The sequence below is a fragment of the Paenibacillus baimaensis genome, from assembly GCF_025567575.1.
Genome location: NZ_JAOQIO010000088.1, coordinates 16,628 through 43,254, shown reverse-complemented (window position 1 = coordinate 43,254; position 26,627 = coordinate 16,628). Strand labels below are relative to the sequence as shown.

25 protein-coding genes and 1 tRNA gene are annotated in these 26,627 nt (G+C 46.9%); all 26 read right to left on the bottom strand.

The window, feature by feature from the left end:
* Positions 1–7: 7 nt before the first annotated feature.
* The 26 genes from ftsH to ispE all read right to left on the bottom strand — a co-directional run bounded on the left by ftsH (position 8) and on the right by ispE (position 26,583).
* Positions 8–1,948, bottom strand: coding sequence for an ATP-dependent zinc metalloprotease FtsH (gene ftsH, locus OB236_RS22485; protein ID WP_076237335.1), 1,941 nt, complete (start codon positions 1,946–1,948; stop codon positions 8–10).
* Between the two features lie 68 nt (positions 1,949–2,016).
* The gene (hpt, locus tag OB236_RS22480; protein WP_076237333.1) at positions 2,017–2,556 is read right to left on the bottom strand and encodes a hypoxanthine phosphoribosyltransferase; all 540 of its coding nucleotides are present in this window, start codon (positions 2,554–2,556) and stop codon (positions 2,017–2,019) included.
* 25 nt (positions 2,557–2,581) lie between these two features.
* Positions 2,582–4,003 (bottom strand): tRNA lysidine(34) synthetase TilS, encoded by a 1,422-nt coding sequence (tilS, locus tag OB236_RS22475; RefSeq protein WP_262685982.1) that lies wholly within the window; start codon positions 4,001–4,003, stop codon positions 2,582–2,584.
* Positions 4,004–4,031: 28 nt separating this feature from the next.
* On the bottom strand, positions 4,032–4,943 hold the full coding sequence (locus OB236_RS22470) for a protein kinase domain-containing protein (RefSeq protein WP_262685981.1): 912 nt from the start codon (positions 4,941–4,943) through the stop codon (positions 4,032–4,034).
* Positions 4,927–5,703: a VWA domain-containing protein gene (locus tag OB236_RS22465; protein WP_262685980.1), complete on the bottom strand. Its 777-nt coding sequence runs from the start codon at positions 5,701–5,703 to the stop codon at positions 4,927–4,929. Before OB236_RS22465 ends, OB236_RS22470 begins: the two co-directional genes overlap by 17 nt.
* Positions 5,704–5,939: 236 nt before the next feature.
* The gene (spoIIE, locus tag OB236_RS22460) at positions 5,940–8,402 is read right to left on the bottom strand and encodes a stage II sporulation protein E (RefSeq protein ID WP_262685992.1); all 2,463 of its coding nucleotides are present in this window, start codon (positions 8,400–8,402) and stop codon (positions 5,940–5,942) included.
* 232 nt (positions 8,403–8,634) lie between these two features.
* Positions 8,635–8,708 (bottom strand) — tRNA-Met (locus OB236_RS22455).
* Between the two features lie 138 nt (positions 8,709–8,846).
* Positions 8,847–9,383, bottom strand: a complete 537-nt coding sequence (locus OB236_RS22450) for a S1 domain-containing RNA-binding protein (protein WP_076237322.1) — start codon at positions 9,381–9,383, stop codon at positions 8,847–8,849.
* Positions 9,384–9,486: 103 nt separating this feature from the next.
* Positions 9,487–9,819: an FtsB family cell division protein gene (locus OB236_RS22445; RefSeq protein ID WP_076237320.1), complete on the bottom strand. Its 333-nt coding sequence runs from the start codon at positions 9,817–9,819 to the stop codon at positions 9,487–9,489.
* Positions 9,820–9,834: 15 nt separating this feature from the next.
* Complete coding sequence (yabQ, locus tag OB236_RS22440) at positions 9,835–10,413, bottom strand: spore cortex biosynthesis protein YabQ (RefSeq protein WP_076237318.1); 579 nt, start codon at positions 10,411–10,413, stop codon at positions 9,835–9,837.
* Positions 10,410–10,694, bottom strand: a complete 285-nt coding sequence (yabP, locus tag OB236_RS22435) for a sporulation protein YabP (RefSeq protein ID WP_076237316.1) — start codon at positions 10,692–10,694, stop codon at positions 10,410–10,412. Before yabP ends, yabQ begins: the two co-directional genes overlap by 4 nt.
* A 99-nt stretch (positions 10,695–10,793) precedes the next feature.
* Positions 10,794–11,078: an RNA-binding S4 domain-containing protein gene (locus OB236_RS22430; RefSeq protein ID WP_076237314.1), complete on the bottom strand. Its 285-nt coding sequence runs from the start codon at positions 11,076–11,078 to the stop codon at positions 10,794–10,796.
* Positions 11,078–11,350 carry an HU family DNA-binding protein gene (locus OB236_RS22425; protein WP_076237312.1) on the bottom strand — a complete coding sequence of 91 codons (273 nt, stop codon included), beginning with the start codon at positions 11,348–11,350 and terminating at the stop codon, positions 11,078–11,080. Before OB236_RS22425 ends, OB236_RS22430 begins: the two co-directional genes overlap by 1 nt.
* An 83-nt stretch (positions 11,351–11,433) precedes the next feature.
* On the bottom strand, positions 11,434–12,918 hold the full coding sequence (yabN, locus tag OB236_RS22420) for a bifunctional methyltransferase/pyrophosphohydrolase YabN (protein WP_262685979.1): 1,485 nt from the start codon (positions 12,916–12,918) through the stop codon (positions 11,434–11,436).
* Positions 12,919–13,016: 98 nt separating this feature from the next.
* A complete protein-coding gene (locus OB236_RS22415; RefSeq protein ID WP_262685978.1) occupies positions 13,017–14,741 on the bottom strand; it encodes a putative polysaccharide biosynthesis protein in 1,725 nt (574 codons plus the stop codon).
* 194 nt (positions 14,742–14,935) lie between these two features.
* A complete protein-coding gene (gene spoVT, locus OB236_RS22410) occupies positions 14,936–15,478 on the bottom strand; it encodes a stage V sporulation protein T (protein WP_076237306.1) in 543 nt (180 codons plus the stop codon).
* Positions 15,479–15,728: 250 nt separating this feature from the next.
* Positions 15,729–16,859 carry a peptidylprolyl isomerase gene (locus tag OB236_RS22405; RefSeq protein WP_262685977.1) on the bottom strand — a complete coding sequence of 377 codons (1,131 nt, stop codon included), beginning with the start codon at positions 16,857–16,859 and terminating at the stop codon, positions 15,729–15,731.
* Positions 16,846–20,367 (bottom strand): transcription-repair coupling factor, encoded by a 3,522-nt coding sequence (gene mfd / locus OB236_RS22400; RefSeq protein WP_262685976.1) that lies wholly within the window; start codon positions 20,365–20,367, stop codon positions 16,846–16,848. Before mfd ends, OB236_RS22405 begins: the two co-directional genes overlap by 14 nt.
* Positions 20,368–20,617: 250 nt before the next feature.
* Entirely contained in the window at positions 20,618–20,848 is a 231-nt protein-coding gene (locus OB236_RS22395; protein WP_262685975.1) for an anti-sigma-F factor Fin family protein, read from the bottom strand.
* A gap of 64 nt (positions 20,849–20,912) precedes the next feature.
* On the bottom strand, positions 20,913–21,473 hold the full coding sequence (gene pth, locus OB236_RS22390; protein WP_262685974.1) for an aminoacyl-tRNA hydrolase: 561 nt from the start codon (positions 21,471–21,473) through the stop codon (positions 20,913–20,915).
* 197 nt (positions 21,474–21,670) lie between these two features.
* On the bottom strand, positions 21,671–22,306 hold the full coding sequence (locus OB236_RS22385; protein ID WP_262685973.1) for a 50S ribosomal protein L25: 636 nt from the start codon (positions 22,304–22,306) through the stop codon (positions 21,671–21,673).
* A 134-nt stretch (positions 22,307–22,440) separates the two neighbouring features.
* The gene (glmU, locus tag OB236_RS22380; RefSeq protein ID WP_076237379.1) at positions 22,441–23,838 is read right to left on the bottom strand and encodes a bifunctional UDP-N-acetylglucosamine diphosphorylase/glucosamine-1-phosphate N-acetyltransferase GlmU; all 1,398 of its coding nucleotides are present in this window, start codon (positions 23,836–23,838) and stop codon (positions 22,441–22,443) included.
* 100 nt (positions 23,839–23,938) lie between these two features.
* Positions 23,939–24,232: a septation regulator SpoVG gene (spoVG, locus tag OB236_RS22375; RefSeq protein WP_076237295.1), complete on the bottom strand. Its 294-nt coding sequence runs from the start codon at positions 24,230–24,232 to the stop codon at positions 23,939–23,941.
* A gap of 123 nt (positions 24,233–24,355) precedes the next feature.
* Complete coding sequence (locus OB236_RS22370; protein ID WP_262685972.1) at positions 24,356–24,748, bottom strand: RidA family protein; 393 nt, start codon at positions 24,746–24,748, stop codon at positions 24,356–24,358.
* Between the two features lie 3 nt (positions 24,749–24,751).
* Positions 24,752–25,579, bottom strand: a complete 828-nt coding sequence (gene purR, locus OB236_RS22365; protein WP_076237291.1) for a pur operon repressor — start codon at positions 25,577–25,579, stop codon at positions 24,752–24,754.
* A 149-nt stretch (positions 25,580–25,728) separates the two neighbouring features.
* The gene (gene ispE / locus OB236_RS22360) at positions 25,729–26,583 is read right to left on the bottom strand and encodes a 4-(cytidine 5'-diphospho)-2-C-methyl-D-erythritol kinase (protein ID WP_262685971.1); all 855 of its coding nucleotides are present in this window, start codon (positions 26,581–26,583) and stop codon (positions 25,729–25,731) included.
* Between the last annotated feature and the right edge of the window lie 44 nt (positions 26,584–26,627).

Sequence of the window (26,627 nt, the reverse complement as noted above, 5' to 3'; positions counted from 1 at the left end):
CAGTAAATTAAGATTCTTTATTCGGATCTTCTTCAATTGGATGTTTGTCAAAATCAAGCTTATTGGCTTCTGATGTTGTTTCCTGGCCTTGGATATTAATTCTCACATCGGAAGCATCATCAAGACTGCCGTTATCGATGAGTTGAATAATTTCATCCTTTTCCAGAATCTCTTTTACCAATAATGTCTCGGCAATGAGTCGTACTTGATCCGCATATTTCTCCAATGTTTCCTTCGCTTTCGCGTAGCAACTGCGGATAATGGTTTGCATTTCCTGATCGATTTCGTAAGCAATGGCATCACTGTAGTTTTGCTCATGTCCGAAATCACGACCCAGGAATACTTGCCCCTGTACATTGCCAAACTGCATCGGTCCAAGCTTATCGCTCATACCATACTCCATAATCATTTTGCGAACGATGCCAGTCGCACGTTGGAAGTCACTATAGGCACCTGTACCGATTTGTCCGATGAACAACTCTTCCGCCACACGGCCTGCCAACAATCCAGTTACCTTGTCAAGCAGCTCGGTTTTGGTATTCATCATCTTGTCTTCGCCTTCTTTAGGAAGCATCATCACATAGCCGCCTGCGCGACCTCTTGGGATGATTGTTACCTTATGGACCATATCGGCGTTTTCAATATGATATCCGACAATCGTATGTCCGGCTTCATGAAAAGCGACCATACGTTTCTCGCGTTCACTTATAACACGATTCTTCTTCTGGGTACCTACAACCACACGATCAAAAGCTTCGTCCAGCTCACCCATGGAAATATCTTTACGGTTACGTCTGGCGGCGATTAACGCAGCTTCATTCAACAGGTTCTCCAGATCAGCGCCTGTAAATCCGGTCGTATAACGCGCAATCGATTCCAGCTTAACATCTTTATTTAATGGCTTATTGCGAGCATGAACTTTTAATACTTCTTCACGGCCTTTGACATCTGGACGGTCAACCGTAATTTGACGGTCAAAGCGTCCTGGACGCAGTAATGCCGGATCGAGAATATCAGGTCTGTTCGTAGCGGCGACAATAATAATGCCTTCGTTAGCTCCGAAACCATCCATTTCTACAAGCAATTGGTTCAATGTCTGCTCACGCTCGTCATGTCCGCCGCCTAAACCTGCGCCACGCTGACGACCTACAGCATCGATCTCATCGATAAAAATAATACATGGTGCGTTCTTCTTGGCATTCTCGAACAAATCACGTACACGCGATGCCCCAACACCTACGAACATTTCAACAAAATCCGAGCCGCTTATGCTGAAGAACGGAACACCAGCTTCACCAGCTACAGCCCGTGCAAGCAAGGTTTTCCCTGTTCCCGGAGGTCCATTAAGCAATACACCCTTAGGAATTCTTGCGCCTACAGCAGCGAACTTACGAGGATCCTTCAAAAACTCTACAACCTCGACCAGCTCTTGCTTCTCTTCATCTGCCCCCGCGACATCTTCAAAGGTAACGCGCTTCTTCTCTTCGTTATATAGTCTGGCGCGGCTTTTTCCAAAATTCATGACTTTACCGCCGCCACCCTGCGCGTTATTCAGTAAAAAGAAGAACAGGATGAAAATAATGACGAACGGAATAATGGAGGTAAGGAAGCTAATCCAAACATTGTCACCTTCCATTTTCTCAATCGTGATGTTCGGAACCTCAGCCTTTTCAAACATCTGGATTACTTCTTGGTCAAAGGGCGCACGAGTCTCGAAATTTTTCTTATCCGGCAAGGGCGCATTTTTATATTTCCCACGAACCAAGTATGTATATCCGTCAAATTTGACATTGACCGAATCCACATTTTTCTCTACTAAGGCCTGTCGGAGCTTATCGTAACTAATAACGTCTTTCTGTTCATTCTGTGTGCTAATAAAGTGAACGATACCGACGGTGACCAAAAAAATGAGCAAATAAAACCCTGTATTGCGTATAATTCGGTTCATCCCTTACCTCCTCTCAAACGGCAACTTTGTTTATTGTACCACAGCAAGTCTGGGCATAACAAGAAATGCTAATGTGAGTAAACTTCCGGCTTTAAAATCCCGACATACGGCAGATTGCGATACTTTTCCGCATAGTCCAATCCGTACCCGACTACGAATGCATCCGGTATGCTGAATCCTTTATAGTCTGCTTCCAAATCGGTCGTTCTACGCGCTGGTTTGTCAAATAAGGCTGCGACCGTAATCGATAACGCATTGCGACGTTCGAGAACATCTATGAGATAGCTGAGTGTAAGTCCACTGTCAATGATGTCTTCCACAATGAGGATATGCCTTCCCTCAACGGGAACATCCAAATCCTTCACAATCTTGACAACCCCTGACGACTTCGTTGACTGTCCATAGCTGGATACCGCCATAAAATCAATTTCCAATGGAACTGTCATTCGCTTCACCAAATCCGACATGAAAATAAACGCGCCCTTTAATACACAGATGACCAGCGGATTGCGCCCTTCAAAATCACGGCTTAATAGCTCCCCCATCTCCTTAACTTTCTCTTGAATGTCTTGTTCGCTGTAAAGTACTTCGAGAATGTCGTTTTGCAACAGAGAACCTCCTACTGAAATAAAATTAAATGATAGCACTTATACAAATCATCAATCTTGTATGCCCTGTAATCAAGGCATGCGACGATCTACGAACCCCCGGAAGCCACACGATGCGCTCCTGAGCGTCCACGACAACCGGCACCTGCAATCTTAAGCTAGGCGGTAGTTTGGTATCAATGAAGATATCCTTTACCTTTTTGGACCCGTTCAGTCCAAGCAGACTCATTCGGTCTCCATCCTTGCGATTTCTAACCTGCAAGGGAAACTGCAGCTGCTCTGCATCAAACCAGGCGGTATTACGATCATGAACAGGTACAACCCAATGCTCATCCACCGTATTACGCTCCATCCAACTGCATGCCAGCTTGACTCCTGTTTCTCCAATCGTCAGGCTATCGATGTCCTGCTCCCACGTATAGCTGTAGGATGCAGGTGGTACCCCATCATTATGCACATAAATCCGATCGTATTCCCTTGTTAAAACCAAGCTGCCTCCTATATGTAGGCTCAGGTTAGATAGGTCCCCGAGAATAGCGTCCCGCATTTGCTCAAGCTTTAGGAAATCTATGGAATCTGCGTCACCAAGAAGACAATTTAATATTAGTTTAATCAAACGTCTTTGTAAAGCAAGATGAAGCCCTTCAAACCATTTTCTTGACCATTCGCAGAAATCACTTTCCTGGTTAACCCCCTCCGCAAAAGCTGACATGGTCTGCAAATGCATGAAATCATGCTCAGCTGTCATCATAACAGATAGTCGGTTCAACGCTTGCGGCAGTTGATCGTTGTAATTACGAAGCTGCGGAAGCAAGCCAAGGCGAACTTCATTACGGAAATATTTAGTATCCATGTTACTACTGTCTACATAGAAAGCAAGCCGCTGCTGATGACAATAGTCCAATAGCTCTGATTTATATATACGAAGCAAGGGGCGTACAAGTTCCACATCTTTTTCTAAGCGACGAATTGGGATGCCTGTTAGTCCAGCCGGCCCCGTTCCTCGAAGCATCCTCATCAACATCGTCTCCGCCTGATCATCAGCGTGATGACCAAGTACAATACGCGCAGCTTCATAACGGTGTGCAATTTCAAATAAAAACCGATAGCGCAGCTCACGTGCCGCAACCTGTGGATTCTTCCCTGTTTCCCGGATATATTGCGGGAGATCGAAGTTCGCCACTTCACAAGGCAGGCCAAGCTTATCCGCCAGACTTGCCACATACTGAGCCTCCTGCTCCGACTCCTCTTTGCGAAACCCGTGATTTACGTGCGCGAGGACCAGCCGCCAATTCCACCGTTCCGACATTGTAAAAAGGAGATGCAGCAGTGCTACGGAATCCGGTCCCCCCGATACCGCTACAACCATGCATTCCCCTTCCACCAATAACTGCTCCGACCTGATTAAAAATTCCACTCTTGCTGCCAAATCGACTGCTAGATCCATATCCCCCTCCTTCCGGCTTAGTGCCAGGCTATGTCCAGTAAAAGTATACGACTAATCCGAAGAACAACAGAGAGACCGTAAACCCCAATTTCAGCCATGACTCCCGATTAGCAGAGGAAGCAGGTAAGCGCTTATGGAATTTCAACCGCCGCCATGCCGCCAATACCTGACTGGAGCTTGTGTAATGCCCTAGCAGTGCTTTTTGCAGTACAGGCATACAAGGTTCCAATATCGGATTGGTCTTCAGTAAATCAATCAGCATTTGGACATTGCGATTTTGCGGCAGCAGCTTATCAATCCCATGCATTCTCTGCTCTGTCTCCGTGCTGCTTATGAGGAGAACGGCAAAAGCAAACATATCATAGCCTTCATCTGCGGAACGTGTTCCGGCCCCCCAATAGCCACGGTCGTACACTTCTGTAAATTGCTTCACCGATCGTCCTTTTGCCGTGACTCCGCCAAAATCGATCAATTCGACATCACCGTAGCCACACACGAGCATATTTTGTACTTTAATATCTCCAAACACGTAACCCCGCTCATGCAGCTCGACCAGCTTGCGCAATATATTCAAACCAATCAGACCCATCCAATCACGACCATTGTGCCTAATAAAATCGGAAATCGTTTGCCCCTTGATATAACGCATCACATAGAACGGATAGTCTGCACCCTGGTAATGAAAATCATCGACATCCAACAAATAATTTTGAAAGGATGTATTTGATTTCGACAGCACCTTCAAAGCGTTCACCTCGGATTGAAGATCTGCCGCATCTAACCCTAGCTTGAGTGCATATTGACGCTTACCGTGCTTAACTAGATATACCTTGCCATTGGCCCCCTCACCCAGCAAACGTTCGACCTGATAAACGGCCTTATTCCATTTGCCGGTCAGGACGGTATCGGATTGTATAATTTGATCAAACGATGTAGTCACTCAATATCCCATCCTTGCCTATTGGCGCGTTTCCAGTCACGAATGTGTCCTTCTGGCGAGAATTCCCATTTTCATATATATCGGCAGCGGGAGCGCCTATGATAAACTCGGTAACTTTCAGAAGAGCGGGACCCGTCGGAGTCGTACCTCTCATGTTTAATTTATAAAACAAACGGTTTAAATTTGCAAGGTCACGTGTCCAATCCAGATCCATTTGTGCCTCTTCTTGATGAGCACCTGCCCCTGGAAAGTGGAATACAGCCGTTTCGCTGCTGCCTGTACGTGCCTGCAGGCTTAGCTGCAAATCGTAGATAGCCTCTTTGACCGCTGACAGCTTCTGCTTCATACTGGCACTTGTATCAATGAGCAACGCAACCTTTATAGATGCCGTTTCGCCTAAATCATCCATTACCTGTACAACCTGTGCGCGTTGATCCAAAGGAAGGCTCTCCAGCTTGGCATCACCCAATATATGCTGCAGCTCCTTGCCTACGATTTGCTGGATGGTGTGTGCAACCGTCTTTCGGGTCATCATTTGAACCGTTTGCGACAGCTTGGCTGGTGTTACAATTCGACTGGTCCCCCCTCCGGCCCGAGCGATCTCCTGGATTTCATCCGCCCCCATCTCATCAATCTCATGTTCATTGAGCAATCCGATGACATTTACCACTATACCTTCAGCCTTGGCCTGCGCAGCCGCTATAACAGGACTAATACCTACATTCGAGCAGCCGTCGGTTATTAAAAGAATCTGTTTCACAGGTTAACCTCCTATTATTGCAATTAATAGGTTTAGTTTTTCCAGTTTGCAAGTTTCTTAAACTCAACGAAAGGATGTTGATACAGGTCTGCCTTCACATTCACAAAAAAAGAATCGTCGGCATATACCCTACGATTCTCTTCTACGCAGCTATATTCCTTATTTCATTATGAAAGTTGAAAGAAGGAATCCTATTCGAGGCAACATTTATGCAAATATGGAGGGAAACGATAGCCCTAGCTCACCACCTTTGGACGCTCAATGCGCTGCAGCCCGGGCCAACTGAAGGTTGCCCACTCCGGCTTGTACTTTTCCACACGTGCTACTACAACCGTCATATCATCGTAAATCTCCCCGTAGTGATAACGAACAATCCGCTCCAGCAAAATATCGGCAAATTCCTGTGGTGATTCGGTATCAATTTCCGACAGCACTCGCTTCATCCACAATTCTTTATTCACTGCATGTCCGGGTGCGTCATATATCCCATCGGTCATCATCACAAGAATATCCCCTGGATATAACGGCAGACTGATCAGATCTACATCGATCTCATGTACAATCCCGACAGGCAAGTTATTGGCTGTGATCGGTATGACCTCGCTGCCTCGCTTGACAAAGCTGGGTACGGATCCAATCTTCAGGAAGGTCGTATGGGCATCATAAAGATCAATCAACGCCACATCAACGGTTGCATACATCTCATCCGAGGATCGAAGCATCAGGACAGAATTAACAGATTTAATAGCCAATCGTTCATCCATACCGGACTGTAATAGCTGCTGTAAAATCGTAAGTGCGGTGCTGCTCTCGGCTCTTGCCCGTTCCCCATTGCCCATTCCGTCACTTAAAGCGACTGCAAACTTGCCATTACCCAGTTCAATCGTGCTAAAGCTGTCGCCAGACAGTACATCTCCGCCCTTGGCAGCAGCGGCGACACCGGTTTCAATCTCATATTCCTTCGCCGATCCAAAAACCACCGTGCTGTAGCCCTCCTTACGCTCCAGCATCTGCTCATTTTTAACCGTAATGTGTTCTTCCAATATTTCTGATAGCAAGGGGCCGATGATTTTTCGACATTCATCAAAACCTTTGGTGTATTGGTGAATAATCTCGATTTCGACATTGCCCTCATCCAGACTAATAATATCGATACTATGAATGGAGAGTCCAAGCTCCTCCAAAGCGCTGCGAATCTGCTCCTCCTGTACGAACAACTCCTGCCCCTCGCGCTTGATCTCATTGGCCAGGTCCTCCATGACCTGGGAGACACCAAATAGCTGCTCGGCTACCAAATGCCGGCTGTCCACAATCTGCTTTTTCCAATGCTGATCGTTCTGATACAGCTTGTATTGCTGCTGCATGACCTCGGCAACCTGATCCGGCTTTACACACAGCTTTTTCCACTGTGGCTGCATGTCCTTACGTTTGAGCCCATGACCAAGCTCCACCTCTGTCATCATTTCCGTCATAAACTTATAGGTCTGATAAAATTTCTCGTCCCAGCACTGATCCCGCTTCCAGCAAGAGGCGCAGCTGCGGTTCGCAACAGAATTCATAAAATGACCGATCTCTTCCTCCCTTTTCATAGGCTCTGTTTCCGCTGTAATTTGTCTAAAGCTCCGGGACAGCTGACGAAATACCTCCGAGAATTTTTCCACACGGTCAGCAGTAATATCTCGTACTCTTTTGGCATAATCATGTTGTGACTTCATATTTTCCTGCGTACCCGGCACATATTTGGCAAGCAGCAGAAGCACCCCGCGAGGCGTCAACAGGAACAGCAGCACAGCAGCCAGCGACTCCCAAGTCGAATTCAATATTTCGGACTGATTCCCGATATAGATAGATAGAATCGAAGAGCCGAGCAGCATGCCCAGAGACACCGCCATCCGCTGTCCCTCCTTCAGCAGTCCAGCCAGCATTCCTGCAAAAGCGAGCAAACTCATCTGGTAAATGGCCGATGAATTCGCCAGGCTCAAAATCAGCCCTGTAATAACTCCGACCGAAGCCCCCAGTGGCGCACCTCCGACCAATGCAAACAGTAGAATCAAATAACGGGACAGTACATGCTCCATAGTAACCGGTCCGATCAACCAGCCTACTGTACCTGTCATAACGGAAGCGAGCAATATAATCAAACATATAATTTCCTCATGCTTCAAGCTGTAATGCTTGCGCGTAAGCGTAAAGACGGGAACTGCCTGCAAAAAGATATGCGTCAGGATCAAGCTCAATACCGATTCGACACCCGTTATCGTCAAGGTATACCAGGTAAGCCTGCCAGCAGCCAATACGGCAAAAAGCTGAACAAAAAAGGTAGCTGTAAAAACAATCAATGGTGCATATGAAATGTCAGAGCGTTGAAAGCGCTCTATACCTTTTTGTATAAGCAGTACCACCAGCATCGCTACTACCATATATCCGGTATGCCCCGGCGCCTGCGAGAACAAGCTTCCTCCAATCAAGAAAAGTGCGGTTCCGACTAACAATTCCTTGCGCAAAAAATAAATCACAGCAAAAAATGCAACGGCAAACGGAGCCAGCTGATCAAGAATCATCGCTCGTCCAAGCAGGAAGGCCATACCCAGTATGAGGATTGAGCCTTTTCGTGCTGCTATCGATTGCACCCATCGATTGTCCGCAAACCTGCCGACCACATTTTGTTTTGTCTTTTGAAACCAGCGGTTTCGTTCCATTCCTGTTTGAGTCCATCCTAAACTTTTCAACATACTTGGCCAACACCACCCATATTTGATTAGTGTTTTCTAGTATATCGAGAGTCTTTTGTAAAGTTTGTCACAATCAGTTGGTAGACTAATAATTTTTTCCGACAAAAAAGAAGCCGTCTGTATGACAGCTTCCCTTTAACAGCAAAAAAACACCCCACCGGACAGCAAGTCTCGGCAAGATGCTTTTGTTCTCTTGCAATAGCGGCGAAGGGAATCGAACCCCCGACCTCACGGGTATGAACCGTACGCTCTAGCCAGCTGAGCTACACCGCCACAACATGTATGACTATATAACAGGCTTGGCCTGATTGTCAAGCTTGGTTTAGCCCTGTAAACAGGGTGCATCAGACAGCAATCAACAAAAAAGCCGCATAAGCAATTCGCTCATACAGCTTCATCACCTTACTATATTTAATCGCGTCTAGCGCCGCGACCTCCACGTTTCCCTTCCGTGTTCTTCTTCAGGGAAGAGATGCGTTCCTCGCTATCCTTTAAAAAACGCGAAACCTTGTCCTCGAACGTTAATTTGCCTACTGGAGGTTTACCTCCACGGCCTCCACGATCGCCTCCACGGCCTCCAAATCCACCGCCGCCTCCGCTGCTGCGACCGCCACGATCGCCTCCACCACTTCCGCCGCTGCCACCCATACCGCCGCCACTGGAACTACCAGCTGGTCGTTCGTAGCGTTGAGGTCTTGGCGCTTCAGGGGGTTTGTCAACTGCTTGCTTGATGGATAAACCGATTTTGCCGTCTTTATCGACATTGATAACTTTGACGGTTACCACGTCGCTCAATTTCAAATGATCGTTGACGTCTTTTACATAGTTGTCTGCGATCTCCGAAATGTGCACCAGACCTGTACCACCCTCTGGAAGCTCAACAAACGCCCCAAAATGAGTAATGCCTGTTACTTTGCCTTCCAGCTTGCTGCCCACTTCAATTGCCATAAAGTAAAATGTTCCTCCCTTAAATAGTTAACAAAAGACTTCAACAATGGAGATTATAACGTACACGCTGCAATACGGTCAACCAAAGCTTTCTCGCATAGACCTATTTCTTTAGCTCTTTGGGCACATAAAATAATGTTTCCCCTTGCTTCACATAATGCAGCTCTTTTCGAATTTTTTGTTCAACGTATTCCGGATCATTCAATCGGACAATTTCACGCTTCGTCGCTTCATTGATTTTCCGAGTCTCATCCAGCTCCTGCTGCAAAGAGCTCATTCTCTCATCTTTGGCACCAAGCTTACTTACCTGATTCCACAAGGTTACGCCAGCCCAGCTCATAAAGCAAGCAAGAACAATCAGGACCAAGCGGCGTCTGCGGAAAGAGCCTTTATTATTTGGTTTCGTATTGTTGCTTGTTATGGAGACAGCTCGCATCGTTTGAGAATCCTCCTACGTCCGATGAAAAAACCGACGAATGAACTTTACCATCGTTTGAACGGTTGTATTGTTACCTATTTGAGCACGAACATATCTTATTAGTGGGAATGTTAAAAATCTAACTATTTTCCACACAGTATATAGCAATTGTAACATAACTTGATACAGGAAAATAGCTATTGCCGATAAAAATCCAAAAAATATGATGATTACTCTAAAAAGCAGCACAACGGGTCTTATCATGAGTATATTAACCAATTGTGCCACCCAATGAAACACAATTTTCACCATACGGATAAGAAACTGCAAACATTTAATCAGTATTCCGCTGAATAACCAGAAATAGACGATAACCCCTACCAGCAGACCGATAAATATAAACAGTCTAACTTGACCCCAGTTGATGTCATATAGCAATTTAAAAACAAGCAAGGTCCCGATAATCCAGAATACGAGGTCCAACACATAGTAGGCATAACGAGGAGCCCTTAAATGATGGGCAAGCACCCGATACAAGTCAAACAATCCCCCGAGCGACAGACCTCCCAGCAGCATGGTACCCATCGTGGCAAATTGCATCTCCAGCGTCATTTAAACATCTTGCCCCATAATCCCTTAGGCTTCCCCTGTGCATTCGCATCCACATACAGCAGCTCATTTATCAAGCCCTCTATGACGACGAATCCTTGCTCCAAACTAAGGTTCTTGATATGCAGGTTCTGTCCTCTGATTCTAAGAAAGCCATAGTCCGTCTCCAGCATAAATTCCTCACTATCGAAGCTCTCCACGTTTAAAACACCGGACACCTCAAGCAGCTTGCGGTTGAGCATTTTGATTTCTTGTCGTTTCACTTTTCCCTGCTCAATGGCCATGAACCGATCCCTCCCATCAGCTTTGATTGTCTGCAAAGCTTGTATACTCTACACATATGGGGGGATGTCCACATTTAGAACACAAAAGAGACTGAAAGATCAGTCTCTCTGGCCTTGCCATAATTCGGTTTTGTGCATTTCCTCTTTGAGCAGTGTATACATGTGGGCTGCATCTTCCTTGCGGGTAGATTCGGAAAGCTGTTCCACGCGAACCGTGATACTTTTCTGTCCGAATTGGATTTTCAGCTCGTCCCCGACCTTCACCGCACTGCTCGGCTTGGCATCTCTGTCATTGATCCAAACGCGTCCTTGGTCGGATACATCCTTGGCCACTGTCCGTCGTTTGATCAACCGCGATACCTTAAGGAACTTATCAAGACGCATTATTTTACCGCTTCTTTAAGCTTGTTACCTGCTTTAAAAGCCGGTACAGTCGATTCTGGGATTGAGATTTCTTTGCCCGTTTGCGGGTTGCGTCCAGTACGTCCAGAACGCTTACGCGTTTCAAAAGTACCAAATCCGATCAATTGGACTTTGTCACCAGTGGAAAGCGCATCCGTAACTTCACCTAAAAAGTTATTCAGGACGGTTTCCACATCTTTCTTGTTCAGTCCGCTTTTTTCAGCAATATTCGTAATCAAATCTGTTTTATTCATCGTTATATATTCCTCCTCAAAATAAAGCTTATTGGTATGTATTCTTGATACCTCAGGAAAATCCTGCTAAAAGCCTGCGATCTTTATATTTTTTTTGCTTCCTGCCATAAAGCTTCCATCTCTTGTAAATCAGTTTGCTCCAATTTCCGACCCTTTAATCGTACCTGCTGCTCAATATAACCAAAACGATTAAAAAATTTACTATTGGCTGTACTCATGGCTTCCTCAGGCTCAATTTTCAGGAATCGGGCCAGATTGACGACAGAAAACAGCAGATCACCCAGTTCTTCCTGCTGTTCGGTTTTGGATAAAGACGCAATCGCTTCTTTAAGCTCCAACAGCTCTGATTCCACGACTGCTATAACTTCCTCCAACCGGCTCCAATCGAACCCGACAGCTGCTGCCTTCTTCTGCAGCTTGTAGGCTCTCATCAGGCCAGGCAGCTCACGAGGCACTCCGGAAAGCAGTGGAAGCTGATCGGGATCGATCCCTTTCTTGCGCTTCTCCTCCTGCTTGATCTGGTTCCAATTAACAAGGGCCTCATCGGCATTATCCGCCTGAGCAGCACCAAACACATGAGGATGACGGCGAAGCAGCTTTTCATTGAGACCAGCGATAACGTCCCAGACGTTGAAGCTGCCTTCCTCGGCCTCGATTTGTGCATGCAGCATGACCTGCAGCAGCAAATCGCCCAGTTCCTCAGCCATATGGTCTGTATCCTCTTCATCAAAGGTTTCCAGCACCTCATAGGCTTCCTCGATCAGGTTTTTACGCAGCGATTGATGCGTCTGCTCCCGATCCCACGGGCAGCCCTCAGGACTCCGCAAAATATCGACAATTTCATGCAGGCGGGCAAAGGTACGATTCCGCAGCCTTTCCTGTTCGCTTCTTGGTACCCACACCAAGGAGAGGTTGCCAAAATCCTGCAGATGGTCCAACTCATACAGCGGGATGCGGTGAATACGTTCCTCGCCCGCCACACCCAAGGCATGTCCAACAACAATCTCATGCTCATCCGGGTACAATTCCATCAGCGATAGCTTGACATCAGAGGCACTGAGGGTATCGTATACCTGAGTAATGACGGTGTGCAGCAGCGGATTCAGGCTGTACAACGACAGATCCGATCCATTCAGCAGCTGAAAGCCTTCTATTGGATCAAAGCCAAGCCGCAGGAAGGCTTGATCGAGAAAGCTCTCCCCACCCAGCAGTGTCAGCTGAATGCCCGCTTCTGGACATCGCTCCCTTAACAGCTGGACGGTTTTTTCGGCCACCATCGGATGTCCAGGTACAGCGTACACAATTTCACCTGCTGAAGCAGCTGCCTTGGCCTTAACCAGCAGCTCAGCGGTTATCGCTTCATACACCTGCTCGAACTGATCATAGCTTTCGTAAATAGCATCAAACGACTCGTAAGCAATTCCGTTACGTGTCAGCATCTGGACCATCGGATGCTGATTCGTACGCAGATACAGCTTGTCGGCAGCTTGAATTATTTTCCAGACACCTAGTGTCAGCTGATCTTCGTCGCCCGACCCAAGGCCTATAATGATAATATGGGGTTTCATGATACTATTCGCCTCCAATGGATAAATAAGGGGTGTCGCCGTTAACTGAAATCATGAAAAGCTCTTTGATTCAGGATGAATCGAAGCGGATTTATCGCTTAGCGCAGCAATCCGACTTTGCGCAGAAGCGCGAGCGGCTTGCCTCGCAGCTTGGGGATTTGCTCCAGCTCGGCGGCGCTTATAACGCCGAGACGAACCAGCGCGAGTATGTATACGAGCGCGCCAACCGCTACGCCTGCGAGTGCGACCGTTGTGGCTGAGCCCCTTGGGGGCAGAGCCACAGGAAGCGCGCCCAGCAGCGCGGGTAAGCCGTGCGTCACGGCGAGCAGGCTTGCCGCCATCAAGCCGACGCAGAGCAGCGGCTTGATCACGGCACGGCCGACCGCCGGCGTGACGCCGGTCGCTCGCAGCGCGTGCACGAGCGCCAGCAAGCCTGCGAGCGCGTATGCGCCAACAGCCGCGAGCGCGGCGCCATCGATGCCCCAATGGGGCACGAGGGCGGCGTTCGCCGCGATCTTGGCCGCCGCGGCGGCGAGCAGGTACAGCGCCGGAGCTACGACGGCACCGAATCCCTGCAGCACACTGCCTGCGATAATGTTAAGCGTGCTGAACAGTGCCGTAAGGCTAAGAAAGCTCATCGCAAGAGAACCATCAGTGCTTTTGTAAAACATCAGATTCAGTGGCTCAGCCAAGAGCGATAAACCAACCGCAGCCGCCAATCCGATTACCCAGGTCAACCGAAGCGCTACGCTTGCACGGTTTCTCAGAATCTCTGGGTCGGAAAGAAGCTTTGCAGCCGCAATGGAGGGAACAAGAGCTGCCGACATCGAGGATGCAATCATGGCAACCAATTGTACAAGCGGCATCCCATGATTATACAATCCAAATTGATAAAGGGCTCCTGTCTCATCCAACCCATAGAGCTTTAGTAAACGCGGCAATGTAAAGGAATCGACCAAAGTTAGAATAGGCAGTGAAATCGTTCCCAGACAAATTGGCAGTGCGTACAGCAGCAGCCTTCGGACCAGAATCCAATCGCTTTCCCTGCTTTGCCGACGCTGCAATGTGTGCGGATCGTCTAATTGGTGCGGTTGTTCTGCTTTACGAATCATAGGGCGTCCTGCATCACTCTGTTCCCGTTTGCCGTGTTTCCGCTTATCCTTTTGGTGGTAAACCAGCATAACGATAAGACCAGCAGCAGCACCTGTAACCGATCCGAAGGTAGCACCCGCAGCAATCCAATCAGCTCCGTAGCCCCAATGCATAAATAATAGCAGTAAACCAAACATGGTTGCTACCCGAACCGTTTGCTCGATAACTTGAGAGACTGCTGTAGGAATCATATTCTGGTAACCTTGATAATAGCCACGAAGCGCTGACATAACCGGTACCAGCAGCAGCGCAAATGACACACTGCGAATCGCCAAACTCGTCTGCTTTGCATCCATCAACTCCGCCAGCCAATCCGCACCGAAGAAAAGCAGCAGGAAACAGACGAAACCTGAAACTATCAATACGTAAGAGGCTACCCTCAGTACGCGACGCGCTTCTTCATATTGCTGCATGGCGACTTGCTCTGATACAAACTTGGACACAACAAGTGGAAAACCGGCTGTCGCCAAAAACAATATCAAAATGTATAGAGGATATACCGCATTATAAATACCGAATACCGCATCGCCAGCCATGTTCTGCAGCGGGATTTTTTGCATGGTTCCAATCAGCTTGGACACGATTGTAGCAAGCCCAAGAACGACCGCTCCTTTTAAAAGCATCGATCCCATCGGCTTTTCGGTACCTTGAAGCTTTTGCTTACTGTTCATTCCGTTTCCCCTTCGTCTCGTCAATCCCCCTTATTATAGCACATGCATGCGTCCGTCTCTCATCGGTTCGTTGGTCTAAAACTTCCGAAGTCCCCTGTCGATAACACATTAACATTCATCAAAAATAGCCCCCTAGCCAACGTCTCAACAAGCTACGTTAATAAGGGGACCTGTTATTTAAGCTATTTTACAACCTATTGTTCCATTTGCTTAGCTAAAAACCCAGCAGCCGTTTCTGCCATCTTGGTTTCCATTTGCCCCATTTTGACTTGTTCATCTTTATTCAACAAGATGACCGCACCGATCGGATCGCCGCCTGCGATAATAGGCGCTACTACATATGAGGAGTAGGCTTCATGGAGATCCTTGATCAGTTCGTATTGTCCTGCTTCACCTTCGAGAGTGGTCTTACGATTTTCCATACACGCTTCCACTAGAGGACCGACCTGTTTTTCCAAATATTCCTTTTTGGACCCGCCGGAAACCGCTATGATGTTATCCCGATCCGTAATCATGGTCGTATGATTGGTGCTTTCGTACAAGGATTCTGCATATTCCTTTGCAAAATCACCCAATTCACCGATAGGGGAATACTTTTTCAAAATCACTTCCCCATCACGATCAACGAAAATTTCCAGCGGGTCCCCTTCCCGGATCCGTAACGTGCGGCGAATTTCTTTGGGGATAACCACTCTGCCTAAATCGTCAATACGACGAACAATTCCAGTTGCTTTCATGATTCTAGATGCCTCGCTTCCCTTGAGGAGTTAAATACTGCTGGATTTGAATCTGTTCTATACCTAACATCAAATGGGGATTCGACTAAGTAACCATAGTATTCATTCATTCCCAGCAGTTTATGCATGTGAGGCTATTATTCAGACGACCGTTTTTTTCAGCTATGTAACTTTGGGGCGCCGTTGTTTACATTATGTCCATAATTGTGAAATAAAAACAGGGTACCCTTAGGGGTACCCTGGTAATATATTACTTTGCTGCTGGTGCCTCTGTTTTTGGTGCTTCAGCAGGTGGAGCTGCTGGTGCAGTTGGTGCAGTTGGTGCAGGAGCTGCTGCCGGTGGTGGTGTAGGCGTCGGCAGTGTATTGGTTTCAATTAAGGTCGGCAATTCTTTTTCCACAAAATCATACACTTGGGTTTCTGCTGCTTCCGAACGCAGACTTTCTTTCACTTCGTCATATGTTTTGGTCTTACGTGATTCGACTTTCATAATATGATAGCCATAGCTCGTTTCAACGGGATCGCTGATTTGATTGATTGGCAGCTCAGCTGCAGCCTTCTTAAATTCAGGCACCCACATCGAAAGCTCGACATTTTCGTACTTTCCGCCTTTATCTTTTGAACCCGGGTCGTCAGAATATTCCAATGCCAGTGCAGCAAAATCACCGCCAGCTTTCAGCTTGTCCTGCACTTCTTTTGCGCGCTTCATAGCCTCTTCCTTGGTTCTGGTCTCCTTGCCTGTTGCCGCATCCGAAGTTCCCACCAAAATATGGGATACTGTAGCAATATCATAGATGTTTTTGTCGGCAGCCAGTTTCTTGTCGTACGCGTCTTTTACCTGCTGTTCGGATACCTTGGATTCAAGGGCCGAAATGGCGAGCATGCTGCGTCCAATAAACTGTTCAATATCCTTGGCGTTCAGATTAGCGTCTTTCAGCTGCTTCTCCATCCCGCCTTCTTGCATACCAAGATATGTGTTAATTTGCTCAACCTGCTGCTTGGTTTTTGTATCCGCCTCAGCCTTGGCCTTATCATCGGCACGCGCAGACAATACTCTGAACGTAACCAGCTGCTTCATCATATCCTGCTGAAATGCCGGATCTTCTTTGTATTGCGCATATTCCTTATAGAAAAAGGTGTTAATATTGACAAACGTATCGAACTCGCCACGAGTTACCTTGCCACCATCTTTATAAGTAACGAGCACCTCACTAGCATCACCCTTTGCTGGTGTTGCTGGCGTCCCCGTTGGAGCTGGCGCTGGCGCTGCTCCTGTTCCTGCTTTATCCCCTCCACAGCCTGCGACTACTGCCGCTACTGTCATGACTGTCGCTAAAGTAATTAAACCCTTTTTTGCACGATTCCATTTAATTGATAACATTCTGTAATTCTCCCTTCGATTTCAAAGCTCGCTTATATTGTACCAGAAACCTTTCGAGCAGATCGATGGATTCTTCTGGCTGTAAACCTTTACCCTTGAGCTGGATATGAATTTGCGGACCCGCTATCAGCTTGAATCGTTGATCAAAATCACTTGCCAATGCAGCTAAAGCCTGACCATCCAGATTAGGAGTTTGATCAGCATGAATCTTGATCTCATAATCGGCAGCCTTTTGTGAAATCGTTTCGATGGCATACATAGCACCGTACACCTTCAATCTGGCAACAGCAAGCAGATGATGCACCGCCTGCGGCAGATCGCCAAAACGGTCTACAAGCTCGTCGTGCAGCTCGGCAACTTCATCTAACGTTTTGAGAGCCGCTACCTTTTTGTAAATTTCAATTTTTTGTACACTATCATAAATATAATCCCCAGGAATGTACGCATCTAATTGTATATCCAATACGGTTGACCACGGCTTTTGGACCACAGGCGCTTCACCAGTAATTTCATGCTTACGCTTGGCGATTTCCTCACCCAGCATTTGTGAATACAAATCGAAACCAACCGAGGCAATAAAACCATGCTGCTCCGAACCGAGTAAATTGCCTGCGCCGCGGATGGACAAATCCCTCATCGCAATTTTAAACCCTGATCCAAGTTCTGTAAACTCTTTTATAGCCTGCAGCCGCTTTTCAGCGATCTCTGTTAATACTTTGTCCCGTTGATACGTAAAGTAAGCATACGCAATTCGATTCGAGCGTCCTACGCGTCCTCTAAGCTGATACAGCTGAGACAAGCCCATCCGGTCTGCGTCATGTACAATCAGGGTATTGACATTGGGGATGTCCACACCCGTTTCGATAATACTGGTAGACACCAGAACATCGAACTCTCCATCCAAAAAGTCGAGGATTGTTTTTTCCAGCTCATGCTCGGACATTTGGCCATGTGCTACCGTCACTCGTGCATCTGGAACGAGCATCGAGATTTGCTCAGCCATTTGATTGATACCCTGGACACGGTTGAACAAATAGTATACCTGTCCTTCACGTGCAAGCTCTCGCTCAATTGCTTCACGAACAAGTCCTGTATTGTGTTCCACAACATATGTCTGCACAGGAAACCTATTCTCTGGCGGGGTCTCGATAACGGATAAATCACGGACACCCAACATCGACATGTGCAGCGTACGTGGAATCGGCGTTGCTGTTAATGTCAGCACATCCACATTCGTTTTTAGACGCTTGAGCTTTTCCTTGTGGGAAACGCCAAACCGCTGTTCTTCATCGACAACCAGCAGCCCAAGGTCCTTAAACTTCACGTCAGCCGATAGCAAGCGGTGCGTCCCGATAACAATATCAACAGTTCCAGCTTTAACTCCCTTCATCGTCTCCGCTTGATCCTTCTTGGAACGGAAACGGCTCAATACCTGAATATTGAAAGGATAACCCGAGAAACGCTCACGGAAGGTCTCATAATGCTGCTGTGCCAAAATAGTTGTTGGTACCAGTACGGCCACTTGCTTGCCGTCGATTGCTGATTTAAAGGCTGCTCGAATGGCGACCTCGGTCTTCCCGTACCCAACATCGCCGCATAGCAGTCGATCCATAGGCCGCGGTTTCTCCATATCTTCCTTGATTTCACTAATAGCCCGCAGTTGATCCGACGTTTCTTCATAAGGAAACATACCTTCAAATTCCTGTTGATAGGTGCTGTCGGGATTAAATCCGTAACCTGTCGTAGCCTGACGCTCCGCATAGAGCTTGATCAGATCATCAGCGATATCCTCTACAGAGGAACGCGCCTTGCTTTTCACACGATTCCAGTCCGCACCGCCCAGTTTATAAACCTTCGGTTCCTTCTCCTCAGAGCCAACATACTTCTGAATCAAATCAATTTGGTCGATAGGCACTGACAGCTTGTCGCCACCCGCATACAAAATATGCAGATAATCCTTGTGAATACCGCCAACTTCCAGGGTCCCTATACCTACAAATTTACCGATACCATGATTGACATGGACAACGTAATCTCCCAGCTTCAGCTCCTGGTAGCTCTTAATGCGCTCGGCATTTTCAATCTTCTTATCAACCTTACGTACTTTGCGCTGCTTCTGGGTGAACATTTCACCTTCGGTAATAACAACCAAATGAATATTAGGCAGCTCGAACCCGGTCTGCAGATTGCCATTAAGAATCGTCGGCTCATCGATGTGATAGTCCGCCAATACACGGCGCACCCGCTCCACACGCTCCTCGCCATTGGCCAGTATGAGCACCTTGGCGTTAGACTTTTTCCAGCGCTCCATCTCGTTTTTGAGCACATTCATTTGGCCGTGAAAATTTTGCATCACCCTGCACATGAAATTAACAATATTTTGCGGCTGTGTTTGCGGCACCTGGCGCAGGAACAAGGACATATATAAGGTCGGATACGGCTTGCGCTGCAGTAACGTTTCATATGGCTTGGAAATAATAAGGGCTGGGATGCTTTTTCCATCCTGCAGTGACATCGTCATCCATTCCGCCTCATCGCGCTCAAGCTGTTTGGCTGTTTCCAGTAAACGAGCTGGCTCGTCTATGAGCAGAATCGAGTCTTGCGGCATGTAATCCAATAAGGTTTTACGCTCTGGATACAGTAAAGAAACATATTTGAACAAGCCGGGGAAAAAGCTGCCTTCCCGCATCATTTCGATTTCATGTCCAACACCCTCAAGCAGCCGATCCTTTGCATTGCGGTCGGACATTTTATCCAGCTGCGCCTGCAAAAGGTCCGACGCATGCTGAGCTGAGTCTTGTAAACGTTTTCCATCGGCAACAATCTCACGGCATGGCGTTATGACCAGCTCATTCAATTTATCAATCGAACGTTGGTCCGCTATATCAAAGCTGCGAATCGAATCAATTTCAACATCAAACATTTCAATACGATACGGCTGAGGCGAAGATAACGGATAAAAATCAATAATGCCCCCACGGACACTCATTTCTCCCTTGGCTTCAACTCTTTCCACACGCTCATAGCCAAGACCGATCATACGAACAATCAGTTCGTCCATGGGGATTTGCTGACCGACTCGAATCGTGATCCGGGCTGCTGCAACGTCTTCCTTGTATGGCAGCACCCGTCGCATCCCGGCATAAGGTACAACCACGATGCCGTGGAAATCTGCCGCAAGCCTCGTCAACGCATCAATCCGCTGTGCAAGCATCTCTGGACTCGCTACGGCTGTCTCAGCAGCCAACAGCTCCTGGGCTGGAAATAGCAGCACCTTGTCACTGGGCAAGCACTCTATCAAGTCTTCAAATATTTTTTGCGCGGAAAACATATTGTGCGTGACAATAAACAAGGGCCGCTGAAGCTCCTCGTACACGGCTGCCAGCATAACCTGCCGTGAGGATCCGGACAAGCCGGATAATAATTGCTCCTTCATCCCCGAGCGAACGCCCGAAACGATACTTTGTAAATCAGGATCCGCGGAGAATGCTTGTATTAAAGCCTGCAAAACGGTACACCCCTCTCACCCATTTAAACCCATATACCTATTTCAAAATCCTCCGCAAACGGGGATAAGGAGCTTCACCAGTTGCGGGTGAGGCCCCTTGATAAGCCATATGTGAAATCTTTAAGTCCTTCATCATTGCCCTGAGCATGGCACGAGACATCGTTCTGATATTTGAAAAAAGCCTAGACTTTCAAGCCTAGGCCGGTATCAACTACATTTGTTTGTCGTGTGGATCTTGAATCCAGGTCAATTACTGCAATGGACTCACTATCAAAGCTAACTCCGGATTGCTGTCCAAAGCCTCTTTACAATAATCACAAATTACTTTGACCTTGACATCACCATTCGGGCTATACGATATTATACTCTGACGCTCCTCAGGGGTCAAGAAATGGAAACCCAACAACTGTTCATTCACCTGCTGCTGGGGCAGTTCACCAATTAATGTTTGGCAGTGACGGCAAATATAAGTAACAGTCAAAGCGAACACCTCCTTTTCATTCATTATGACCCAAAAAGGAAAATGCTAGCCTTCATCACACCGACTATACGTTAAACTTGGCCATCGTTTTTTCAAAAGGATTTCCCAAAGCGTACTCCATAGCCTCACAGGTCGTATCCAGCAGCTGAGGCATCGATTTGACCTCTTCCTTGGAAAAAGAAGACAGTACATAATCTGCAATATTATAGCCCGGTAAAGGGCGATTAATTCCCATCCGAATCCGGTTAAAGGACTGGGTTCCCAAATGCTGAATCGTCGATTTAATTCCGTTGTGCCCACCGGCACTTCCTTGATAACGCAGCCTGATTTGCCCAAATGGAGTATCCAGATCATCATAAATGACGATAAAATCCTCAATCGGAGCTTTAAAAAAATCCATAAATGCCCGTATCGATTCGCCAGACAAATTCATATACGTCATCGGCTTGATCAAATATACCTTTGTACCGTTCACATTGCCTTCACCAAGCAGTGCCTTGCATTTGCTTTGTGTTACTTTGATCCCGTGCTTTTCCGCAAAACGATCCACAGCCATAAAACCTATATTATGACGGGTCGATTGATAGGGAGTACCCGGATTACCTAAACCTACAATCCACTTCACTCTTGTTATGCGCCCCTTCCAGACTGCCAAGCTTTCCAAATATCTTATATATATCATACCACAAACCGAACACCATTTTGCAGCGTGCCAGCTTGTCCTTTTATAAAAACATCTTAATCTCTCTGGAAAAGAGTGCAAAAAAAGCGCATCGAATAACGATTCGATACGCTTCTAAATTTAACGATGGTTACAATCGATTACTTATCATCCTCAACTTTGGAATCCGCAGCCTCTGCAGCAGCGCCAGATGCCTCAGTGGTATCTGCTTCCACTTCTTCCTCTGCTTTCTGAGGAGCCAGAATCGATACGAGCACATCATGCTCGTCGGTTTTGATCTCCAGCTTATTCGATAGCTTCAGCTCGGACACCAGAATGTTTTTGCCCACTTCCAATTCACTGATATCCACTACTATAGATTCCGGAAGGTCATCGGGTAAACAACGAATCGAAATTTCATGATGCTGGATTTGCAGAATACCGCCTTCTCTCACACCAATCGAGTCGCCATGAAAATCCAGACGAACGGTTGCTGTAACTGGCTCATTCATATTGATTTGATGAAAATCAACATGGGTCACAAATCTAGAAATCGGATCGCGTTGAACTTCGTTGATCATCACAGACTGTTTGCCTAATTCAGGCACGTCCATTTCAACAATCGCATTAGGGTGAGAACGAAGCAACGCCAATAATTGCTTTTCTTCTATCGCTATAGCCTGACTTGTAATGTTCGAGCCGTATATAACACCGGGAATTTTTCCATTTGACCGCAATCCCTTGCGCTCAGACTTGGTTGTACCTCTCCGTGCTTCTGCTTTCAATGCTAATACCACGGGTTGTGCCCCCTTCAAATTTCGATGATTTTGCGGATATGCTATTACATTACCCCAAATCAAAGAAAATCAAACACCCGTTGTCGATTCCATCCCAACAACACATATGCTAACAATTCTGTATCATCGTTTACTCAGGATTTGGTCTGCTGCTTCTTCTCGCTGAATTTGCTTCTCAGCTTGGCCGCATAGCCTGCTTTGTTGACCTGACGTTCACGCGCAATAGCAACATCGTTGGGCTCCACGTCGTGTGTAATTGTTGAGCCAGCTACGACATAGGCACCCTTGCCGATTTTTAGTGGAGCGATCAAGTTCACGTTGCTTCCGATAAAGGCATCCTCGCCGACCTCAGTCAATTGTTTATTGAATCCATCATAATTAACCGTGATCGCGCCGCAGCCAAAATTCACATTTTTCCCCACGATGGCATCCCCAATATAGCTCAGATGGGAAACTTTAACGTCATCAGCCAAGGTCGCATTCTTGATCTCGACAAAATCGCCGATCTTCACATTCGATCCCAGCTTCGCACCCGGTCGCAAGTAAGCATAAGGTCCAATTGCCGTTGCGTTCCCCACCTCAGCCTCCGACAGCACTGCATACTTGACCTGAACACCGTCAGCTATCGTACTATCCGTAATATCAGCTTGTGGGCCAATGTAGCAATCCTCTCCGATCACCGTATTGCCTCGAATAACACTGCCTGGCGCCACAATCGTATCGGCACCGATTTGTACATCTGTCTCGATATAGGTGGTTAACGGATCCAGCAATGTAACCCCGGCTAGCATATGTTTGTTGTTAATTCGCGCACGCATGATCCGCTCGGCTTCAGACAACTGCACCTTATCATTCACACCCAGTGTTTCCATAGCGTCATGGGTACAGTAAGCCTGAACGATTTCATTATCGCCGACCAAAATACCAATAACATCCGTTAAATAATATTCCCCTTGCGCGTTTTGATTCGTTACTTTATTCAGCGCATCAAAAAGCTTGCGGTTCGTAAAGCAATACATGCCTGAATTAATTTCTTTAATAGCCCGCTCCTGATCATTACAGTCCTTCTGCTCGACAATGCTTGAGAGTCTGCCGCTGGAATCGCGAATAATTCTTCCCAGACCTGTAGGATCTTCCATGATCGCGGTCATTACTGTTGCCGCCGCACCTGTTTCCTGATGCAACTTGATCATATCCAGTAGGGACGCATTCGTAATTAGCGGCGTATCTCCATACAGAACGACGGTGAGCCCGTCTTCTTCGCCCAATAGTGCCTTTGCTTGAAGAACAGCGTGCCCGGTACCGAGCTGCTGCTCCTGCATCGCATACTCAACACGTTCACCCAAGTATGATTTTACGGAATCGGCTCCATGTCCGACAACTACGACCTTCCGTTTTGCATCTATCTGCTCCAGGGCACTAACCACATGGCCCACCATTGGCTTGCCGCATACTTTGTGAAGTACCTTATATAATTTAGATTTCATCCGCTTACCTTGCCCAGCTGCAAGTACAATCCCCATAATACTCAAATCCGTCAACTCCATTTCCCCTGAACATGTTTTGCCTTCAATTTTATATGAATATGTACCAAAAGAAAAGAGAGCCTCGAAAGGCTCCCCGGAATACGTATTATGCTCCTTCAACGATAACGGCTTCTTCTTCTGTTTCAGACGCGGCCAAATCGTATTCTGCCAGAACAGCAGCTTGGATTTTTTCGCGTGTAGTTGAAGAAATCGGATGAGCGATATCTCTAAACTCTCCATCCGGTGTTCGCTTGCTGGGCATCGCCACGAACATCCCGTTATTCCCGTCAATAACTCGTATGTCATGAACGACAAATTCGTTATCTATGGTAATGGAAGCGATGGCTTTCATTCTTCCCTCGGAGTTAACCCGACGGAGTCTTACGTCTGTAATTTGCACTAGTGTTCACCACCTTTTCACATCTTGAGAAGACTTGGTGTTTAAATTCCACATTTTGGTGCTAAATCCTTCTTTTTTTTGTAACATTTTAACTATTTTTTTAAATAATTATTTAATTAAAAATTATTCGACAATTCTCGCCGCTATCAGTTCTATTTCGACAAAAACATCCCTTGGTAAACGGGCTACTTCCACGGTAGAGCGGGATGGCTTATGTGCTCCAAAGTAGGTTGCGTAGATTTCGTTCACCTTTGCAAACTGATTCATATCCTTTAAGAAAACGGTTGCCTTGATCACCGTATCGAAACTCGCTCCGCCTTCAGCCAATACGGCCTCCAGATTGCGAAATACTTGGTGGGTCTGCTCTTCGATTCCACCCTCAACCACTTGTCCATCAAGTCCAAGCGGAATTTGTCCGGATGTAAACAATAGATTGCCAAATTGAACAGCTTGTGAATAAGGCCCAATGGCCGCTGGTGCTTTATCGGTCGCAATTGTATTCAAAGATATCGTCATAAGTCACTCTCCATCAGAAAAATAGTTTCCAGGTTCTACCGTTATATGCTTCGTCCGCGGATCTACACCTGACAGCTTGGCCAGTGAAATATAGTCCTCTACCAGATGCTCTTCCACCTCACCGGATTCAACGAACACCCCTACGCCTTTAACTGTCGCTTTAAACTCCTGCAATAAATCCATCATGCCATGAACCGTACCGCCCACACGCATAAAATCATCTATAATCAATACGCGCGACTCTTCCTTCATCGCCCGACGCGACAAGGACATCGTCTGAATCCGTTTATTGGAGCCAGAAACATAGTTAATACTCACTGCCGAACCTTCAGTCACCTTATTATCACGTCGTACGATAACGACAGGTAAATTCAAAAATGTCGCTGTTGCATATGCAAGCGGTATTCCCTTCGTTTCAACGGTCATCACCACATCGATATCTTTCGCAGCAAATGCTGTTGCAAACATTTTGCCAACCTCATTTAAAATAAGCGGCTGTCCCATGATATCGGACATATACATATACCCGCCGGGCAGGATACGTTCCGGCTGCTCCAATTGTCGGCATATCCCTTGGATAAATTGCAAAGAGTACGCTTTCGAAACCTTAGGAATAAATTTCACCCCTCCGGCCGCTCCAGCCAGCGTTTGCAGATCGCCAAGTCGCTCCTCCTCAAACACTTCCTTAATGATCGCCAAATCCTCACTGATTGAAGACTTTGCTGAATTGTACCTATCGGCAAATGTAGTTAAAGGAATCAGTGTATGGGGGCGAAAAAGCAAGTATTGCGTCATTTCGACCAACCTTGCACTTCTTTTCATTTTTTTCATAGTGCACCCCCTCATGGTAAAATTCATTAAAATCCGAATATTATAATGAGAATATACCATTTTTATACGTATTTATTCAAGATGTCCATGAAAATTATTCTAACATAGAACTAACATTTCATCATTTCTGCAGATAGCTTTCCCCCTAATCAGGTCAAAAGACGAACCGCATACACATCCTTGCAAAATCCCCGCAGCCCATTGTATATTCTCGCCACTTTCGCTTCCCTCGAGACCAGTCCGAATACGGTCGGACCGCTGCCTGACATCAATACGCCATCGGCACCCAATCTGACCATGCACTCCTTCAACTGCCTAACCTCGGGATAAAGATCCAGTGTAACCTCTTCCAGCACGTTGCCCAACCGCTCACATAATAAATCAAACCGCTTTAACCGAATTGCCTCCAGAACATCAGAGGCTGAAGGATGGTTGGCAATCTGATTGGCACGCAGCTTTCCGTAGATCTCAGAGGTCGATACATTGATCGGAGGCTTCGCTAGCACAACCCAGCATTGCGGAGGCGCCTCGATAGGCTCCAGCTTCTCTCCACGGCCGCGAGCGATCGCTGTCCCTCCCGTTACACAAAAAGGCACGTCCGAGCCCAGCTCAGCTCCCAGAACCTGCATCTCCTCAGCCGGAATGTTTAATTTCCATAATCTGTTCAATCCACGCAGAGTGGCTGCCGCATCGCTGCTGCCGCCTGCCAAGCCCGCAGCTACCGGTATCTTTTTATCCAAATGTATGTAAACACCTTGCTTCACATCATAACGGTCCTTAATCAACCGAGCCGCTTGAAACGCCAAATTCTTCTCATCCAGCGGTATGTAGCCAGCTTGACTGGAAATGATAATCGTATCGCGAGGCAGTTCCTGCATCTCTATTCTGTCGGACAGATCGACCATCGTCATAATCATTTCAACCTCATGATATCCATCGTCGCGCTTGCGCAAAACATCCAGTAATAAATTAATTTTGGCCGGAGCCTTCTCAAAAACCTTCATTACGACACCTTCTTTGCGGCTCTATGCTTCTATATGTTTATACT

Excerpts from the sequence above, each read along its gene's own strand:
- purR (WP_076237291.1), bottom strand. The coding sequence starts at position 25,579 with ATGAAAAAAATGAAAAGAAGTGCAAGGTTGGTCGAAATGACGCAATAC.
- yabP (WP_076237316.1), bottom strand. The coding sequence starts at position 10,694 with ATGGCCATTGAGCAGGGAAAAGTGAAACGACAAGAAATCAAAATGCTC.
- OB236_RS22430 (WP_076237314.1), bottom strand. The coding sequence starts at position 11,078 with ATGCGTCTTGATAAGTTCCTTAAGGTATCGCGGTTGATCAAACGACGG.
- spoVT (WP_076237306.1), bottom strand. The coding sequence starts at position 15,478 with ATGAAAGCAACTGGAATTGTTCGTCGTATTGACGATTTAGGCAGAGTG.
- OB236_RS22370 (WP_262685972.1), bottom strand. The coding sequence starts at position 24,748 with ATGACGATATCTTTGAATACAATTGCGACCGATAAAGCACCAGCGGCC.
- tilS (WP_262685982.1), bottom strand. The coding sequence starts at position 4,003 with ATGGATCTAGCAGTCGATTTGGCAGCAAGAGTGGAATTTTTAATCAGG.
- ftsH (WP_076237335.1), bottom strand. The coding sequence starts at position 1,948 with ATGAACCGAATTATACGCAATACAGGGTTTTATTTGCTCATTTTTTTG.
- yabN (WP_262685979.1), bottom strand. The coding sequence starts at position 12,918 with ATGAAACCCCATATTATCATTATAGGCCTTGGGTCGGGCGACGAAGAT.
- yabQ (WP_076237318.1), bottom strand. The coding sequence starts at position 10,413 with ATGACGCTGGAGATGCAATTTGCCACGATGGGTACCATGCTGCTGGGA.
- OB236_RS22445 (WP_076237320.1), bottom strand. The coding sequence starts at position 9,819 with ATGCGAGCTGTCTCCATAACAAGCAACAATACGAAACCAAATAATAAA.
- OB236_RS22425 (WP_076237312.1), bottom strand. The coding sequence starts at position 11,350 with ATGAATAAAACAGATTTGATTACGAATATTGCTGAAAAAAGCGGACTG.
- OB236_RS22405 (WP_262685977.1), bottom strand. The coding sequence starts at position 16,859 with ATGTTATCAATTAAATGGAATCGTGCAAAAAAGGGTTTAATTACTTTA.
- ispE (WP_262685971.1), bottom strand. The coding sequence starts at position 26,583 with ATGAAGGTTTTTGAGAAGGCTCCGGCCAAAATTAATTTATTACTGGAT.
- OB236_RS22450 (WP_076237322.1), bottom strand. The coding sequence starts at position 9,383 with ATGGCAATTGAAGTGGGCAGCAAGCTGGAAGGCAAAGTAACAGGCATT.
- spoIIE (WP_262685992.1), bottom strand. The coding sequence starts at position 8,402 with ATGGAACGAAACCGCTGGTTTCAAAAGACAAAACAAAATGTGGTCGGC.
- OB236_RS22415 (WP_262685978.1), bottom strand. The coding sequence starts at position 14,741 with ATGAACAGTAAGCAAAAGCTTCAAGGTACCGAAAAGCCGATGGGATCG.